Below are 17,287 nucleotides of genomic sequence, written 5' to 3'. Positions count from 1 at the left end.
GGAAACAGTATAAATCAGGAGGTAAAAGAATGAATATCGAAAAAATGGTCGGTACATTGACGCTTGAAGAAAAAGCGGGACTGTGTTCCGGAAAAGACGATTGGTTGACAAAAGCGGTAGAGCGGTTAAACATCCCTTCCATCCGTACAAGTGACGGACCTCATGGTCTACGGACGTTTGATGATCAGCCTGGTACAAATAATAGTAAGCCAGCAGTCTGCTTCCCGGCAGGGTGTGCCACTGCAGCCAGCTTTGACCGAGCGTTGCTGAGTAGCATGGGGAGGCTTTAGGGAGAGAGGCTCAGGCGATGGATGTGCAGGTGCTGCTTGGACCTGGTATCAATATTAAACGCAGTCCGCTTTGTGGCCGTAACTTTGAGTACTTCAGCGAAGACCCTATGCTGTCCGGAGAACTTGGTGCTGCATTTGTAAATGGTGTTCAAAGCCAGGGTGTAGGCACAAGCCTTAAGCATTTCTTCGCCAACAATCAGGAGTACCGCCGCATGGACGCTTCTTCTGAAATGGATGAGCGTACCATGCGTGAGATCTATTTGCCGGCATTTGAACGGGTAGTCAAGCAATCCCAGCCGTGGACCATTATGGCTTCTTATAATAAAATTGGCGGCACGTACTCTACAGAAAACAAACAATACCTCACCGATTTGTTACGTGAGGAATGGGGATTTGAGGGTCTTGTTGTCAGTGATTGGGGAGCGACGCACAACCGGGTCAAAGCCGTGGCCGCAGGAACCGATCTTACAATGCCTTCAGCTACCAAAACAGATCAGGAGATTGTAAAGGCTGTGCAGGAAGGTGAGCTATCCGAAAGTGAACTGGACAGAGCCTGCATTCATTTATTGGAGCTTGTCTTTAAATCAATGGATAACCGTAAAGAAGATGTTACCTTTGATTACGACAGCGACCATGCATTGGCGCGTAAGATCTCAGCTGAATCAATGGTGCTTTTGAAAAACGACAATAATGTATTACCGCTAAAGAAGAATGCAAAAATTGCATTTATAGGTGCGTTTGCCAAGGCGCCCCGCTATCAAGGCGGTGGTTCCAGTCATATTAACAGTTATAAAGTTACAAATGCTTTCGATGCTGCTGCTCAACTCATGTCTGGTAACTTAACCTATGCTCAAGGTTATCACTTGGACAGTTTGGAGCCGGATGCGAATCTAGTCCAGGAAGCAGTTGCTGCAGCCAAGGATGCAGACGTTGCTGTAATCTTTGCCGGATTGCCGGATTCGATGGAATCGGAAGGTTTCGACCGTGGTGACATGCGGATGCCACACAATCATAATGAACTGATTGCTGCTGTAAGTGCTGCCCAGCCCAATACTGTTGTTGTGCTGCACAACGGCTCGCCTGTGGAAATGCCATGGGTTAAAGCACCGAAAGCCATTCTCGAAGTATACCTCGGGGGCAGGCGGTCGGCGAAGCAACAGTCCAGGTGTTGTTTGGTGAGGAGAATCCCTCTGGACGGATACCGGAATCGTTCCCGGTTCGTCTGGAGGACAACCCTTCCTATCTATTTTTTCCGGGGGAAAATGGGGTAGTAGATTACAGTGAACGGATGTTTGTTGGATACCGTTATTATGAGAGCAAAAAGATGGACGTGCTGTTTCCATTCGGTCATGGGTTGTCCTATACGACTTTTTCGTACAGTAACCTAAGGGTTAGTACAACAAACATGACGGAAGATGATACGGTAACTGTCTCGGTTGACGTAACGAACACTGGAAGTATGACAGGGAAAGAAGTAGTACAGTTATATATCGCACCTCATAAAGGGGAGATCATCCGCCCGGTACGTGAATTAAAGGGCTTTGAGAAAATTGAACTGAACCCAAGGGAAATGAAAACGGTGACCTTTACACTGGGTAAGCGGGATTTTGCTTATTGGAACACGGCTGCGCAAGACTGGGCAGTAGAAACAGGTGAATACACTGTGCAAATTGGGTATTCCTCTTATTCGATTGCACAAGAAACCACATTGCATATCGAAGGGAAAGAGAACCTCGAAGGAATGGAATACACAATGTTCACACCTATAAAGGACTTTATACGTCATCCGATTGGTAAAACCGTTTGGGAAGCGAACTTTGGCAAGATGGTAGAAGGAATGGTGCGAATCGGCTTAGTCCAGGAAGAGGCGCCTGCAGCGGGGATACAGCTTGGAAATAACGACTCTGCATTAATGATCCAGCCTATATCGATCATGACGGCCTTTGTTCCAGAGCTTGATGGCCAACCTATCAACGAAATATTAGAGCAAATGAACATCAAATACTCAGCTCAGAAGGAGAAGTGATTCGTATGTATAACGCAATGGTACAACTTCTCGGAATACGCAAAGAACGAATAGGATTGATATTATAACGTCCCGGCAGGGAGAATGTGCTATAGCAGCTCATTTCTCCTGATGGGCTTATTTTTTGTGCTGCTACTTTCTAATGCACAGACTTCCGGTAAGCGTGAGGCGGGATGCCATATTGATCTTTGAACGATTTCTGGAAGTGGCTTTGGCTTGAGAAGCTGAGATAATTACTGATTTCACTGAGACTTTTATCCGTAAATGCCAGTAAGTCCTTGGCCTCTTCTAACTTGCATTTCTTAATAAAAGTACTCAGGTCAAAGCCAAGCTCCTTTTTCACTTTCCGTGAAAGGGAAGGGCGGCTGAAGCCTACATACTCAGCTATTTCAGCAACGGTTAAATTCCTGTTGGTATTCTCACGGACATATTGTACGACCTGATGGAGAACTTTGTCTGCCGTGATGGGAACGATAGAATTAGCAACACGGTTCGTATAATCCATCTGGACTTGGGCTAAAAGTGATTTCACATCTTCCGCATCCGTTAATCGTTCCGCCTGCTGCATATATATATTGGAGAGCTGATAAGCAAGGCTGGGTGTGAGGCCGCCCTTTATGGCCGCACGGGAGGATAGTGTGACGGCTACTATGAATGTATTCTTCCATTGTCTGAGATTGTTATGAGCAATGGTACCAAACTTTGAGTTTCTGGCCCGGCTTGGAATTTTTTTTAAGCCTCCGACATTTCCTGTTTCAATGAAACGGACCAGTTCTTGTTCAATAGCATAGTTGTTATATAAGAGCCCTTCTTCTTTCGCCTCATAAGATCGCTCTGTATACTTCTGATCTATGGACTTATCTGTCTGGTGACCTGCCGCATGCTCAACCTCTTGTCTAGTAAGCTGGGTATGGTTCAATGCGTAATGGAGAAATATCAGTGTCTTAATGAAATTATCCAGATTCTGTGTAGGAATGTTCCGGAAAAACTCAGCAAAATCATCAATATCGGATTTTGCAATGGAAAACTCCTTACTCATGGCTAACAGTGAATCGGAAGAATAAGGGAAGTCGTTGACAGGGCCGATGACGAGACAGGCGTTACTGTCTTTCAACCGGAGGCATCCGTAATAGGAATAGAACCGGGTCAAAGTATAGGTTGCCGGCTTGTCTGATTCCAACAGTTTGGACAGGTAAGAGGAGGGTGGTAAGGTATTCAGATTCTGCTCCGGGTAGCTCGCAGTCAATTCCATATCATTATACAAATAAAGAGGGATATAGGAAGAAGCATATAGATTTTCACAGAATACGTTAATGTCGATCATAGATGATACCCCTTTTTAAAAGATAATACAATCTTATAATCCAAGTTACAAATATGCAATGCTATCTATTGTTATGGCATATTGTGATTTATCTGTAACCGCTTTCAATGTGGTACTAATATATATTATAAGGTACACAAATGAAATATTTTTCTGTTATTGTTTTCTAAAATAACAGTAGTACCTATTTATGCAGTTTATAATCACGAAAGGTGTTGTGAAATATGATTCGAGTTTCTTTCAATGAGGGCTGGACTGTTGGTCCGAATAGTGGATTCTTTAACATGGCTCCAGATCAAATGCCGGAGCAGGTTACTTTGCCCCATGATGCTATGATCTCTAAGTTAAGAAGTGAGAATGCCGTGAGTGGAGGCAAAAAGGGATATTTTCCTGATGGAACTTACGATTATGTAAAGAAATTTCATGTACCCGAGACCTATAAGGAGAAGAGAATCACCATTGAATTCGAAGGTGTATATATGAACGCCATGGTTTACATCAACGGGGACTTCGCAGGACAGCATCCTTACGGGTATTCCAGTTTCTATATCAAAGCAGATCGATTTCTGAAATATGGGGAAGACAATGAGATTAAAGTTGTTACCAAGAGCAGTGACGATTCACGATGGTATACAGGAACAGGGATCTACCGTGATACAAAAATGATGGTAGCGAATCTGGTGCATTTCCAAGTGGATGGCCTTCAAATTACAACACCTGAAATTTCTAACGGGTATGCTATTGTGAACGTGGCAACGTTTGTAGAGAATGAGGGTGTGAATCCGCAAACGACCCGGATATCCACGGAAATCCTGGATGCTGAGGGCAACGTAGTAGCTTTTGACCATTCCCCATTAACTGTTTTTGCGGGAGAAGTTACAACAATGCGCCAGCGCCTGGTGGTAAAGCTGCCAAAGCTGTGGAGTGTAGAGACGTCGTATCTATACACCTGCAATAGCAGAGTAATGGATGGGGACAACATTCTGGATGAGGAGATGAGTACATTTGGAATCCGTTCTCTCTCTTTAAATGCTGAACAAGGTCTATCGATCAATGGAGAAATTGTAAAGCTTCGCGGAGCTTGTATCCACCATGACAATGGTGTGATTGGAGCAGCCACGATCGGCCGTGCTGAGGAACGCCGCATTGAGATTTTGAAAGAAGCCGGATTCAATGCCATTCGTAGCTCGCATCAGCCTTTGAGTAAGGCCATGCTGGATGCATGTGACCGTCTGGGTATGCTGGTCATGGATGAAAGCTTCGATATATGGACGAACACGAAATCAGATTTCGATTATGCCTTGAATTTCCCTGTATGGTGGGAACGGGATATCGAAGCTATGGTGAATAAGGATTTTAACCATCCGAGTGTGATCATGTATTCCATTGGAAATGAGATCAAAGAGACAGGGAGTGCCAATGGTGCGGCATGGGGCAGAAAGCTTGCAGAGAAGATTCGCCGTATGGATAGCACAAGATATGTAATTAACTCGATTAACGGCTTTGTTTCTGTCATGGATAAATTGAAGGATGTCATGAGCAGCCAACCCTCAGGTGATGTCAATTCGGCCATGGCCTCTGCCGGCGATATGATTAAATACGTGCAAGGTTTGGAATTTGTTAAGAATGCAACAGCTGAATCCTTTGCGGCGGTGGATATCGCGGGATATAACTATGCGGACAATTGCTATGTACCTGATAAAGAATTTTTTCCGAACCGGGTGATCTGCGGAAGTGAAACCTTCCCTAAAGATATCGCCAATAACTGGAAGTTAGTGCAAGAAAATGGACACGTCATTGGTGATTTCACTTGGACAGGATGGGATTATCTAGGGGAATCAGGTCTTGGCAGGGTTGAATATGGAGAGGTCAGCCGAGGGCTTGGGGCGTCCGGAGCATTTCCATGGCTGACAGCACATTGTGGCGATATCGACATTACGGGTCATCGTCTTCCTGTTTCTTATTATCGTGAAATTGTCTTCGGATTGCGCAAAGAGCCTTATATTGCCGTTCAGCGTCCTGCACATTACGGTGAGCAGCCTACAATGATGCCTTGGAGCTGGAGTGACGCCGTTTCCAGTTGGAGCTGGGAGGGCTTTGAGGGTAAGCCTGTTAAGGTTGAGGTATACTCTGACGCGACGGAAGTTGAATTGTTGATCAATGGAAAATCAGTTGGTAAAGCAGACGCTGGTGAAGCGCATGACTTTAAAGCATTGTTTGATACCGTATACCAACACGGCGAAGTGGTGGCAATCGCCTATTCGGATGGAAAGGAAACCGGACGTATGACCCTGGTTTCGGCTGAGAGCGAAGTGAACGTCCAGCTTGAGATTGACCGCACGCAAATTAAGGCAGATGATACTGACCTTGCTTTTGTTACGATTTCGCTCGTGGATGATAAAGGAGTGGTGAAACCCCTTGCCGACCGGAAAGTATCCGTCACCGTAAATGGTGCGGGAATCCTTCAGGGTCTGGGGAGCGCGAATCCCAAAAATGAAGAAAGCTATGTAAATTCTACGCACTTTACCTACGATGGAAGAGTCTTGGCTGTCATTCGTCCTACTGAGGCCGGAAGTATTGAGATGAGGGTTGAGGCTGAGGGCTGTGCGACAAAAACTGCGAAAATTGAAGTTTGTAAATAGGGAGGGTTTGATATGAGACATTACCCACTAAGGACGATCATAGCAATGGGCGGGAGCCGCCTGTTGCGGGAAGAGTTATCTCAATTAGATTCACGAGGAGGTATATTATGAGCGATAATAGTAAAAAGTTAACCATGCAATATCAATTCCCAGACAAATTTTTATGGGGGGCTTCAACAGCCGCCCACCAAGTAGAAGGTAATAACACAAATAGCGATAGCTGGGTGATGGAAAACCTGAAAGGCACGAGCTACAAGGAGCCATCAGGAATTGCAGTAAATCATTATCGACTCTACAGAGAGGATATTGAACGTTTAGCCGCACTTGGCCTCAATTCGTATCGCTTTTCCATCGAGTGGGCCCGGATTGAACCGGAGGAAGGCCAATTCGATGAGGCAGCCATGGAACATTACCGGGATGTATTAAGAACTTGCAGCAACTTGAATGTAACCCCAGTCGTAACGCTTCATCATTTCACCTCCCCGCAGTGGCTTATTAGCGCCGGAGGTTGGGAAGCTGAAGGTACACCAGCAAGGTTTGCACGTTATTGCGCTCATGTCATGAGCCAATTAGGAGATCAAATTCCTTATGTATGTACAATCAATGAGGCGAATATTTCTATTGGAATTGCAAAAGTTATGAAGCAGTATCAGCAGGGGGGATCTGCAGCAGGACAACTTGGCATGAACATGGATTTTCAAGAACAAATGCGGGACTACTATGCTGAATTGTCCAAAGCATTTGGTATACCACCCATGGAGGTGCATACCTTCCTGTCACCACGTTCCGAAAAAGGCCTGCACATCATCTTCCAATCGCATGTGGAGGCAAGGGCGGCTATCCGGCAGGTTAGTCCGAACACTAAAATCGGATTAAGCATGTCGCTCTTTGATTTTCAGTCCGTCCCTGGTGGAGAAGAACAGGCTGCTCATGAATTACATGAGGAATTTATACAATTCCTTCCTTATATGGAGGGCGATGATTTCCTGGCCTTACAGAACTATTCACGTGAGATCTACGGACCGGATGGTCTCATCCCTGTACCGGCTGATAGAGAGCGTACCCAGATGGGTTACGAATTCTATCCCGAAGCTCTAGAGAATGTTATTCGTTGTGCTTCGAAACATCAGAACAAGCCGATTATCGTAACGGAGAATGGTGTTGCTACAGATGATGATACACGCCGTGTTGCTTTTATTGATCGGGCTTTAAAGGGTGTAGCTGCATGTATTGCTGACGGGATTCCAGTTAAGGGGTACTTGCATTGGTCACTACTTGATAATTTTGAATGGCAGCTTGGATTCTCCAAGCGTTTCGGGTTAATTGAAGTAGACCGGCAGACACAGGAGCGCACTCCTAAGCCTAGCGCTTATCATCTTGGAAAGATTGCCCGAGCTAATATTATTTATTAGTGACGGATTGTAATATGAAGTGCGACACCTACTGGAAATAAATGAAAAAGGGCCCATGGCCGGATTCGTGTAGAATGAAGGTTCCTACACCACATTCACACAAGGAGAATCCACCATGAGCTACACACATCTTAGCATAATTGAGCGTAGCAAGCTAGAAATCCTCCATCGGCAAGGTCAAAGTTCAAGAGCCATCGCAAAAGAATTAGGAAGGCATCCTTCGACGATTTGTCGTGAATTGGATCGTGCTACTTCATCGCAACCTTATCATGCAGAGCAGGCTCAGAGCGCTTATGAGGAGCGTCGTAAAGCTTCGATCTCACCCGGTAAATGGTCCGAAGCCATCGCTATTTCCTTGGAGGATAAACTACAGGCAACGTGGTCTCCGGAGCAAATCACGGAACGTTTCCGCATCGAAGGCTTGCCGTCGGTCTCTTTTAAAACCATCTATCGCTGGCTCTATGCTGGGCGTCTGGTTCGAGGCACGTTACAGGTCCTTCGGCACAAAGGGAAGCGTCAGAAGCCCACAGAAACTCGCGGTAAATTCGCTATCGGCAGATCCATTTCGGATCGCCCCAAAGAGGTTCGTTCCCGTGAAACGTTTGGGCACTGGGAACTGAATACCGTCGTTTCGGGTCGTGGGAAAAGTAAAGGATGCGTAGCCACGCTCATTGAACGCAAAACCCGTCTATATACCGCGATTCTCATGCCTGATCGCACCGCTTTGTCCATGGAAATTGCACTTGGTGTAGCCATCTCACAGTATCCTACAGGTACTTTTCTCACAGCCACGGCTGATCGTGGAAAAGAGTTTGCATGTTACGCCAATCTGGAAACAAGCCATGACCTGCACGTTTATTTTGCTGATCCATATTCGTCTTGGCAACGCGGTTCCAATGAAAATGCGAATGGCTTACTTCGAGAGTTTTTCCCGAAAGGAACCGATCTTGCTCAAGTGGAGGATGAAGATCTCGCCGGTTCACTAAATTTAATTAACCATAGACCACGAAAATGCTTGGGTTGGCGAACCGCTCACGAATCTTTCACAGAGGAACTGTCGCACTTGGTTTGACAATCTGTCATATGAATACAGGAGTTACGCCTATTGAATTAACTACTAACATTTATGAAGAAGGATACACCGAAGTACGGATGTTAAAAAGATTTGGTCTTATAGAGTGTAGTGTCTTATTTTATGATATGGAGTATTTTTCGGATAAAAAATTGAAGTGCGAATATCGCTACAATTATGACGCTGATAATGTGCTTCAAGAGATTGTACAAATTCAAAGTAAGCAACGTACTCCTCTCTGGTCTAGGAAGGAAGAAGGAAGTAAACTTATCACCAATGTTCTTGAATTTGCAAAAGAAGTGAACGTTAATCTTGAAAATATATTATCCTTGGATGATATTAAACGACTCCAATCCCAGAAGGGTAGTTGATGGGACTGCGTAATACTCATACCTAATACACAAAAAGGTTGCAACTAGTAGTAGCCTTTTTGTGTTTGTTGTTGTCTTACTTAAAGATCTTTATCTTGTTTGAGGAGAAAATTGAATGAAACAAAAGCTATTCGAATAGTACAAAGATATGCGATGGTTTCGTAGCTTTTTTTTAACAGCATTATTCTTTAAAGTGATAATGGTCTGTGTGGCTACTGTAGACTCTTTTCTAACTAATTTTTTGCTCCTCAAAAAACGGTTCCAGTTCAGCTGCAATGATGCTATATCGTTCTTGCTCCACTGTACTCCACTGTTCTGGATGCATATTACCTTGAGAATCGGCATACTTCACGGCCATTTGCCCCATTTGCTTCAGCAAGTCCATATATTGAACAAATTCTTCTTCGCTGAAATGGGCCTTCGCCGTCTGTAGCTTCGCTTCCAGCCTCATGTAATCCTTAGAAATAGTTTATAATCGGAGTTTTTAGTCTCAATCGATGATATAACCCACACCAAATAATTGTCCCTGAATAAAAATAACTGTCCAGAGTCACACGAAGACTGGAGAAATGCAGCGTATCTAATCGCACATTTCCCAGTCTTTTTCTTTTCCTCAAGCGTTTCCTCATTCTTTTTTCCCTGATTTCAGTTTCCCTCTTCATTGTCTTTCCCTTTTTGGACAGTAATTATTATGAGTTTACCGAGTTCAAGTCCGTGTATGCATAAATGAAGAAGTACGAAGCAATAGTAGTGGATAAGGATGAAAGCATTAATGAGGAACGTTTGTCAGCAGAACAGAAGGACTTAGGCATATTAATATTGGAGCATTGGAGAGAGAATTTGAGTAGGTGGAAATATTGTCAGTTTTGAACATATATGATACTCTTTTCATAGATCTATAATACTAAAGTAGTAGGTCTATAGAATTAGATGTTACTAGAGAGGAAGTTGAATCGTGCGAAAGTGGGGAAGTCTTTTTTTAACAGGGGTAATGCTATTCAGCAGCATGGCTACTGGAGTACATACTGTATCGGCCGATAGTTCATCAGCTGTGAATGTATCAGCTAATGTATCTAAAGGTTCTTTTCAGGATATCAAAGGATATTGGGCTCAAGATGTGATTGAAAAATGGACAAGTCGAGGAATATTAGACGGGAATAAAAGTGATAAGTTTTTACCAAAGGATGAAATTACCCGTGCCGAATGGGTAACTATGATTAATCGAATTTTCCAATATGAAGAAGAGGGGAATTCGATATTTAAAGATGTGCAACCATCAGACTGGTACGCAAAAGATGTCGCTAAAGCAACACAAGCAGGGTATTTACAAGGATACACAGATGGTTCTTTTGAACCTGTAGGTACATTAACAAGACAAGAAGCAGCAACTACAATCTCGCGTATACTTAATCTGCAGGGAAGCGAAGAACCCTCATTTAACGATAATAAAGACATTCAAAGTTGGAGTAAAGAAGCAATAAGTGGTGCGGCTGAAAAGAAGATAATTGTTGGATATAGCGATGGAAATTTTTTGCCTAAAAAAGCAATTACTAGAGCTGAGGCAGTGCAGATTTTGGACAGGGCTTTTAGTACATATGGTAATTGGTATGGACAAGAAGGAACCTATGGATCTACAGAAAATAGGGAAGAGATTTCAGGTAGCGTAGTAATTGGTACATCAGGTATTACACTTCAGAATATGAATATTACTGGTGACTTAATTATTAGCAAAGCTGTCGGTGAGGGTGATGTGTTCCTTAATAACGTAACTGTACAGGGGAAAACATATGTGTATGGTGGCGGTGAAAACAGCGTCCATCTGGAAGATTCCGTTTTGTTGACAGTTATTGTGAATAAACAGGATGGGACTGTGCGTTTGGTTGCAACTGGAAAAACACAGGTTAAGGAAATCACTGTTCAAACTTCGGCCAACATCGAGTCTGACATGGGGGCAAAGATCGACAAACTGACGTTGTCCGAGGCACTGCCGGAAAAATCGAGAGTATACCTTAAAGGTAATTTTGAAACGGTTAATGTGGTAGCCAAAAGCATTAACATTCAAATTCCATCTGGTACGATTAATCAACTGAACGTTAATGATTCTGCAGCAGGGACTGCGATTGAGACCACTCAGGAAGCCAAAATTATATCGTTTATTCTTAATGCAGCTGTGAAGTTGTTGGGAACTGGAACAATAGAACAGGCTACAATTAATGCTACTGGAGTGACAATGGATAAAGCACCGAACAAAGTTAAATTGGGTGAAGGTGTGCCTGCGGATACAACCGTAGAGATTGGAGGAGCGAATATGCTAGTAACCTCTGTTACGCCTTCAATTACATTTACACCGTCCGCCAGTGGAGGTTCATCATCAGGGAGCGGCGGCGGTAGCACTTCTCCGAGTAATCCCGATCCGGGGAATGGCGGAGGAACGACACCTGTAACACCTTTGCCTGGTAGAGAGTATGGAAGTATCGAGGGTGGGACCTATTATTTTGTAGGAGTAGAATCGGATGCAGTTCCGGTTACAGATGTCGTGTACATGTATAGCCCGCGTAGCGGATATGCTTACGTGTCCAAAAACACAGTCAATGAGAAAGATCCGGTTATGCTTGCAGAAGCTCTTGAACAAAAAATCGCATACCGGGTAGCCATTGAAGCAAATACACGTACTGAATTGCCGGTGGGAGAGGTAGCAACTGGCTTTGGTAACTTCAAGGTGTTTGTAGTGGATAAGGAGAATCGCGCTTCGTATATCAAAAACATTATGATTCTGGATGGACCGGGAACGGAGCTTCAAAATAAGGGAATGATCTTATCTTCGGGTGGATGGACCACTAATCAAGAATCTTATTTTGTTTACTTCAACAGACTTGTTCAAGCAGTGGACATGAATACGTTGAGGGATAGTGTTGAGGTCTCAACAGGTACTGACCAGAAGAACTATCGTCCCTTGGATGTAGAGGATAAGGTTGTAATTGAAAAAAACGGTGTACGCATAACGCCAAAACAAAACTATGGTAAGGCTACGTACATCCGCTTACATGCAGATGCTGTGGAGACCACTGATGGTATCTACACAAATAAACTGTATGCATCTGGAAAATACCAGTCATTTACACGTCCTGAGTTTATAGATTATCCAACGAATTGGCAGATTACTGTTCCGGTGGGGACGGTTATTAAATTCAAAGTGAATTATGGCGGCGAAACCATCTACATGGTCTATAAAGATACTTATGGTACTTCTACTGATTATGATAAAGAAGTAACAGATGGTCATGGACATAAATTGAATGTTCCTGAAGATGGGGCTGGCATAACCTATGAATTCGATACAAAAGATTTACAGGCAGGCGATTATAAACTTACTTCCATTGGTTCAATGTCTCTTGAAATAAAGCTGACGGCGAACTAAGTTAATACAAGCTGGGACATATGTAAGAAAATATTGAGCGAGAGGAATCGAATTCCTTTCGCTTCTTTATGTTGTGTCCTGTTCCTTCCTCCCCTGCACCTTCAGCCGATACTGATGCGGTGTGGTGCCAGTGGCATTCCGAAATACTTTGCAAAAGTAGGAGGGGCTGGACATGCCGACACGGTGACCAATCTCAGGTACGCTGAGTGATGAACGGGTGAGCAATACGCAGGCATGACGAACTCGGGTAGCTTGAGCATAAGCAACAATCGTGGTGCCGGTCGCTTTTTTGAAGACATGAGACAGATGATAGGGAGATAGATGAAGTGTATCGGCGATATGCTCCAAACGGAAAGGCTCTGAATAATGCTGTTCTATCCACTGCATGGCAGCTTGGGCATGAGGATGAAGGATGACTGAACTGGATGCGGCAGAGGCCTTTAAATCGTGAATGACGACATCTTTCCATAAGTAGCGAAGTTGCGTAAGTGAATCAAGTATAAAGAGACAAGTATCCTCCCCAGCTTCATGAGGTAGTAGTTCTGAATAGGTCTTATCGAATTGTTCCATTCGTTGAATGAGTGGGGAAGTGGCAGCAAGTCGGATCGGCTGAATCGGAGATTGCTCTCCCAGCAGGTCATGTATGAAACGGTGAGTCGCCGTAAAATGTGACCAGTGTGCCTTCAATAGTTCAAGCTCAAACATAAGCACGTTTCGAATGAACGGCCGCTGGCTGGATACTTGAATCTGGAAGTGGTGCAATTGAAAGGGTCTAAAAATCATGAGCATACCAGGTTCAAGGGAGAAAACCTGCCCTTCGGTTATCAACTGTCCATATCCTTCGTGGATATAGGTTATCTCCATCTGCGAATGAGCATGGAACACTTCGCGAAACGTAGTGTTGGATGTACGACGACAGGCCAAGTTAAATTGTTCTCCCAGGATGATGGACATCATGAAACCTCCCTTTTCATACGCAAGATAGTTTCATTTTAGCACAAGATGAACGCATAAAAGCGCTTTATTATTGTGTATTGTGAAGGGAATAAGGGAGGTATGCAACGATGTTAAAAGTGGCGATTATCGGAGCAGGTGCAATTAGTGGAACACATATCTCAGCATATTTGGAATTTCCTGAACGATGTCAGATTGTTGCTGTAGTCGATTTGTACGTGGATAAAGCACAGAAGCGAATGAACGAATATGGACTGGAGGGTGCACAAGTCATTACGGATTATACGGAGTTACTTACTCAAAACATTGATCTGGTATCCGTCTGTACGCCGCCGTATACGCATGCTTCAATTGCGTGTGATTTCATGCAAGCAGGTGCGCATGTATTGGTCGAAAAACCGATGGCTTCCTCCCTGGAGGAAGCGGATCTGATGCTGAAAGTAGCGCAAGAAAGTGGCAGGCTACTATCCGTTGTAGCCCAGAATAGGTTTACGACACCGATGATGAAGCTGAAAGGTGTGTTAGACAGTAAACAGGTGGGTCCTATAGTACATGTGCAGGTTGATTCGTTTTGGTGGCGAGGTCACAATTATTATGATCTGTGGTGGCGTGGAACATGGGAAAAAGAAGGTGGAGGCTGTACCCTTAATCATGCGGTGCATCACATTGACGCCATGCTTTGGATGATGGGACCTCCAGTGGAATTACAGGCGATGATGGCAAATACGGCACATGATAATGCCGAAGTCGAGGATATATCTATGGCGATGCTCCGCTTTCAGGAAGGAGCGCTTGGCATGATTACCAGTTCCGTCGTACATCACGGAGAGGAGCAGCAATTAATTTTCCAGGGCAAAGAAGCCCGGGTGTCTGCACCTTGGAAAGTGGTTGCTTCTACCGCACGGAGTAACGGATTTCCGGAATCGAATCGAGAGTTGGAACAACAGATTCAGAAGCTCGCTGACGAGTTACCGGATGTTATTCATGTCGGTCACGCTGGACAAGTTGAGAATGTGTTAAACGCTATTGAGACAGGATCACCGCTATTGGTGGATGGCCAAAGTGGTCGGAATACACTTGAACTGATTGTAGGAATCTATAAATCGGCGAGTACAGGAGAAAAGATTACTTTTCCAATGAGAGATAATGACGAGTTTTATACAAGGCAAGGAATTATGCAACATGCCGTACACTTTTATGAAAAGAAGACGACGGTGGAGAATTTCGAGGATTCAAGTATTACGCTCGGGAGCAAGTTGGATTCGTAATATATGACGTGAAAAAGATGCCGTCTCATTACATTGAGAAATGGCATCTTTTTTTAGGTCTGTGACACCCGTCGTACTCTAAAATTATACTGAATGTATCCATTCAAATTTTGGAATGACGTTATTACGTATGTTACTATGCTTCCTCAATGTTACAGCCACTTATCAGCCCAATGTTCCACGGCGCTTAATGCTCTCCCCAGTTCCGTGCCTTTGCGTGACAACATATATTCAGTACGAACCGGACGCTCTGTGACAACATGGCGAACCACGAGACCTTCTTCCTCCAATTCCTTCATTCGCTCATTCAATACACGTTTGCTTAAATCGGGAATATAAGCGTGAATCTCACTGAAGCGTTTGGGTTCTTCCATTAACGTATGAATAATGAGGGCTACCCATTTCCGGCCAATGATCTGATAAGATTGTTCCACCTTTACGCATATTTGCTTGGCATTCTCATCATCGCTCATAATTGTACTCCTTCGGTTTAGTATTACTTATAATATCATTAGTATACTTATAGTAACCTACTTGTCCACAAGTCATATGTATCAAATATCACATACCAATTGTTATTAAACTTACCACATAAAGCGTTAACATTCAATAAAAGCCCTATAAACACTGGGGTTCACAGGTTCGTCACGAATGTTGACGAATTGTGACGACAGGTGTAATATGGGTAACGTTAATTCAAATGGTTACAATTTATAACCTTGGTTTAAGGTTGTGGAGAGAAGGAATGTTCCATGGTTGAATTCAGGTGTGTGATATAACGGAGGCTAGGCGGGCAACATACCCACTTATTCCGTCTTTTGTCATGCTTGGATTTGAACATTTTGCAACATCATATACTATACTGCACAGATCACAGGAGGCACTCCAATGGATGCAATGACATTTGTCCTGTTCGGGGCAACAGGCGATTTAGCCAAACGCAAGATTTACCCTGCATTATATAACTTGTACGTGGATCAGAAAATGCCAAAATCCTTCTCCGTCATCGGTCTTGGACGACGCGAATTGTCTGATGTAGACTTCCAGGCGAATGTTGAAAAGTCGCTGCATGAATTCTCACGACAAACACCTGAAGAAGCTTCTCAAGTACGTGATTTCATTGGAGCATTCCGCTATTGTTCACTGAATAATACGAAGCTTGAGGATTACACTCGACTGCTGAAGCTGGTTGAGCAACGTGAACAAGAGCTTAATATTCCCGAAAACCGCATGTTCTACATGTCAGTAGCACCGGAATTCTTTGAACCAATCGCATTGAACATACAGGAAAGTGGCTTGGGTAACACCAAAGGATGGAAAAAACTGATTATCGAAAAACCATTTGGTCACGACCTGAAATCTGCGCGTGAATTAAATGAAAAGCTAAGCAATACCTTTGCAGAAGAAGAAATCTATCGCATTGACCATTTCTTGGGCAAACCGATGGTGCAAAATATTGAAACGCTAACTTACGCGAATCCGGTTATTCAAGCGCTATGGTCTAACCGTTATATTGCCAATGTACAGATTACGGCAAGTGAAACGGTGGGTGTTGAAGAGCGTGCCGCGTATTACGACCAGAGTGGTGCTCTTCGTGACATGTTCCAAAACCATATGCTTCAGGTATTGATGATGATCGGTCTACATTTGCCAAAACGATGTACACCGGAAGAGATTCAATACAAAAAACAAAAGATTGCTGAAGCGCTTCGTCCACTGACGAAAGAAAATATCGCATCCGAAGTCGTTCGTGCTCAATATGGAGCTGGCGAGCTTCAAGGTAATTCGGTTGTTGGATATCTGGACGAGCCTGGCATTCCAGCAGGTTCTCAGAATGAGACGTATGTTGCCGCAAGACTATGGATCGATGATCCGTTCTGGAGCGAGGTTCCATTTTACATCCGTACCGGTAAACGCATGGCTGAGAAATCCACGAGAATCGTTGTTGAATTCAAGGCTCCGCTCAAAACAGGTCATGAATCTGAAAATACTACGGCACCTAACCTGCTAACGATTGAAATTGGTCCAGGTGAAAGTATCTCGCTTCAATTAAATGCAAAGAATCCGCTGAACCATGGTGAAGTCGAACCGATGCATATGACGTTCAACTCTGGCGAACGAAATGTTCCTGAAGCTTACGAGAATCTGATCTTCGATGCGATGCGTGGAGATTCCACCTTCTTCGCACATTGGAATGAAGTTGAACTGGCGTGGCAATGGGTGCAACCAATTCAGGAAGCATTCGAAGCGGGCAGCGTGCCACTGGATACGTACAGCGCAGGTTCGCATGGACCAGAGTCAGCAGAACGTCTGACAGCCGAAGACGGTTATCGTTGGTGGTAAGCAATAAATCCAAAAGCATTTTCCAAGCCAGCAGGATCTAGAATGAATCGCTTATATTCATCCAGAGCTTGTACGCGGAAACAAGTTGGATCGAATGATGCAAAATGCTGATATACACACAGTATCACTATGAATTTTATTGCATTATACCGTTCCAATTTTGCATA

General features: G+C 44.0%; 13 protein-coding genes and 1 pseudogene. 10 read left to right on the top strand and 4 right to left on the bottom strand.

Annotated features, from left to right (window positions below; translation table 11 throughout):
• Window positions 1-29 precede the first annotated feature (29 nt).
• The 3 genes and pseudogenes from C0Q44_RS31280 to C0Q44_RS31270 all read left to right on the top strand — a co-directional run bounded on the left by C0Q44_RS31280 (window position 30) and on the right by C0Q44_RS31270 (window position 2,316).
• On the top strand, window positions 30-290 hold the full coding sequence (locus tag C0Q44_RS31280; RefSeq protein ID WP_258166548.1) for a hypothetical protein: 261 nt from the start codon (window positions 30-32) through the stop codon (window positions 288-290).
• 17 nt (window positions 291-307) lie between these two features.
• Window positions 308-1,593, top strand: a pseudogene (locus C0Q44_RS31275) (glycoside hydrolase family 3 C-terminal domain-containing protein); the annotation flags it as partial.
• Window positions 1,579-2,316, top strand: a complete 738-nt coding sequence (locus C0Q44_RS31270; protein WP_374955151.1) for a fibronectin type III-like domain-contianing protein — start codon at window positions 1,579-1,581, stop codon at window positions 2,314-2,316. The pseudogene C0Q44_RS31275 and the gene C0Q44_RS31270, both read left to right, overlap by 15 nt.
• 139 nt (window positions 2,317-2,455) lie before the next feature.
• Here C0Q44_RS31270 and C0Q44_RS25090 read toward each other — a convergent pair whose 3' ends face one another.
• The gene (locus C0Q44_RS25090; protein WP_105409925.1) at window positions 2,456-3,640 is read right to left on the bottom strand and encodes a helix-turn-helix domain-containing protein; all 1,185 of its coding nucleotides are present in this window, start codon (window positions 3,638-3,640) and stop codon (window positions 2,456-2,458) included.
• Window positions 3,641-3,864: 224 nt separating this feature from the next.
• Between C0Q44_RS25090 and C0Q44_RS25085 the strand changes: the two genes are divergently transcribed.
• From C0Q44_RS25085 to C0Q44_RS25070, 4 genes are all read left to right on the top strand, one after another.
• Window positions 3,865-6,282, top strand: coding sequence for a glycoside hydrolase family 2 TIM barrel-domain containing protein (locus tag C0Q44_RS25085; RefSeq protein ID WP_105409924.1), 2,418 nt, complete (start codon window positions 3,865-3,867; stop codon window positions 6,280-6,282).
• 107 nt (window positions 6,283-6,389) lie between these two features.
• Entirely contained in the window at window positions 6,390-7,694 is a 1,305-nt protein-coding gene (locus C0Q44_RS25080; RefSeq protein ID WP_258166545.1) for a glycoside hydrolase family 1 protein, read from the top strand.
• Window positions 7,695-7,809: 115 nt separating this feature from the next.
• A complete protein-coding gene (locus tag C0Q44_RS25075) occupies window positions 7,810-8,766 on the top strand; it encodes an IS30 family transposase (protein WP_105409923.1) in 957 nt (318 codons plus the stop codon).
• A gap of 11 nt (window positions 8,767-8,777) precedes the next feature.
• On the top strand, window positions 8,778-9,137 hold the full coding sequence (locus tag C0Q44_RS25070; protein ID WP_105409922.1) for a hypothetical protein: 360 nt from the start codon (window positions 8,778-8,780) through the stop codon (window positions 9,135-9,137).
• 229 nt (window positions 9,138-9,366) lie between these two features.
• Here the strand turns inward: C0Q44_RS25070 and C0Q44_RS25065 are convergent, their stop codons facing one another.
• Window positions 9,367-9,588: a DUF3600 domain-containing protein gene (locus tag C0Q44_RS25065; RefSeq protein WP_258166544.1), complete on the bottom strand. Its 222-nt coding sequence runs from the start codon at window positions 9,586-9,588 to the stop codon at window positions 9,367-9,369.
• A gap of 504 nt (window positions 9,589-10,092) precedes the next feature.
• On the opposite strand from C0Q44_RS25065, the gene C0Q44_RS25060 reads away from it, so the two are divergent.
• Entirely contained in the window at window positions 10,093-12,555 is a 2,463-nt protein-coding gene (locus C0Q44_RS25060; protein ID WP_146113511.1) for an S-layer homology domain-containing protein, read from the top strand.
• 66 nt (window positions 12,556-12,621) lie between these two features.
• Here the strand turns inward: C0Q44_RS25060 and C0Q44_RS25055 are convergent, their stop codons facing one another.
• Window positions 12,622-13,509 carry an AraC family transcriptional regulator gene (locus tag C0Q44_RS25055; RefSeq protein ID WP_181151168.1) on the bottom strand — a complete coding sequence of 296 codons (888 nt, stop codon included), beginning with the start codon at window positions 13,507-13,509 and terminating at the stop codon, window positions 12,622-12,624.
• A 110-nt stretch (window positions 13,510-13,619) separates the two neighbouring features.
• Between C0Q44_RS25055 and C0Q44_RS25050 the strand changes: the two genes are divergently transcribed.
• The gene (locus tag C0Q44_RS25050; RefSeq protein ID WP_105409919.1) at window positions 13,620-14,777 is read left to right on the top strand and encodes a Gfo/Idh/MocA family protein; all 1,158 of its coding nucleotides are present in this window, start codon (window positions 13,620-13,622) and stop codon (window positions 14,775-14,777) included.
• Between the two features lie 152 nt (window positions 14,778-14,929).
• On the opposite strand, the gene C0Q44_RS25045 is transcribed toward C0Q44_RS25050, so the two are convergent.
• Complete coding sequence (locus C0Q44_RS25045; protein ID WP_105409918.1) at window positions 14,930-15,250, bottom strand: winged helix-turn-helix transcriptional regulator; 321 nt, start codon at window positions 15,248-15,250, stop codon at window positions 14,930-14,932.
• 415 nt (window positions 15,251-15,665) lie between these two features.
• Between C0Q44_RS25045 and zwf the strand changes: the two genes are divergently transcribed.
• A complete protein-coding gene (zwf, locus tag C0Q44_RS25040; RefSeq protein WP_105409917.1) occupies window positions 15,666-17,120 on the top strand; it encodes a glucose-6-phosphate dehydrogenase in 1,455 nt (484 codons plus the stop codon).
• Window positions 17,121-17,287 lie beyond the last annotated feature (167 nt).

The organism is Paenibacillus sp. PCH8, from assembly GCF_002968835.1.
GTDB lineage: Bacteria > Bacillota > Bacilli > Paenibacillales > Paenibacillaceae > Paenibacillus.
The sequence above is the reverse complement of the archived record's forward strand: the minus strand, read 5'-3'. Positions and strand labels throughout refer to the sequence as shown.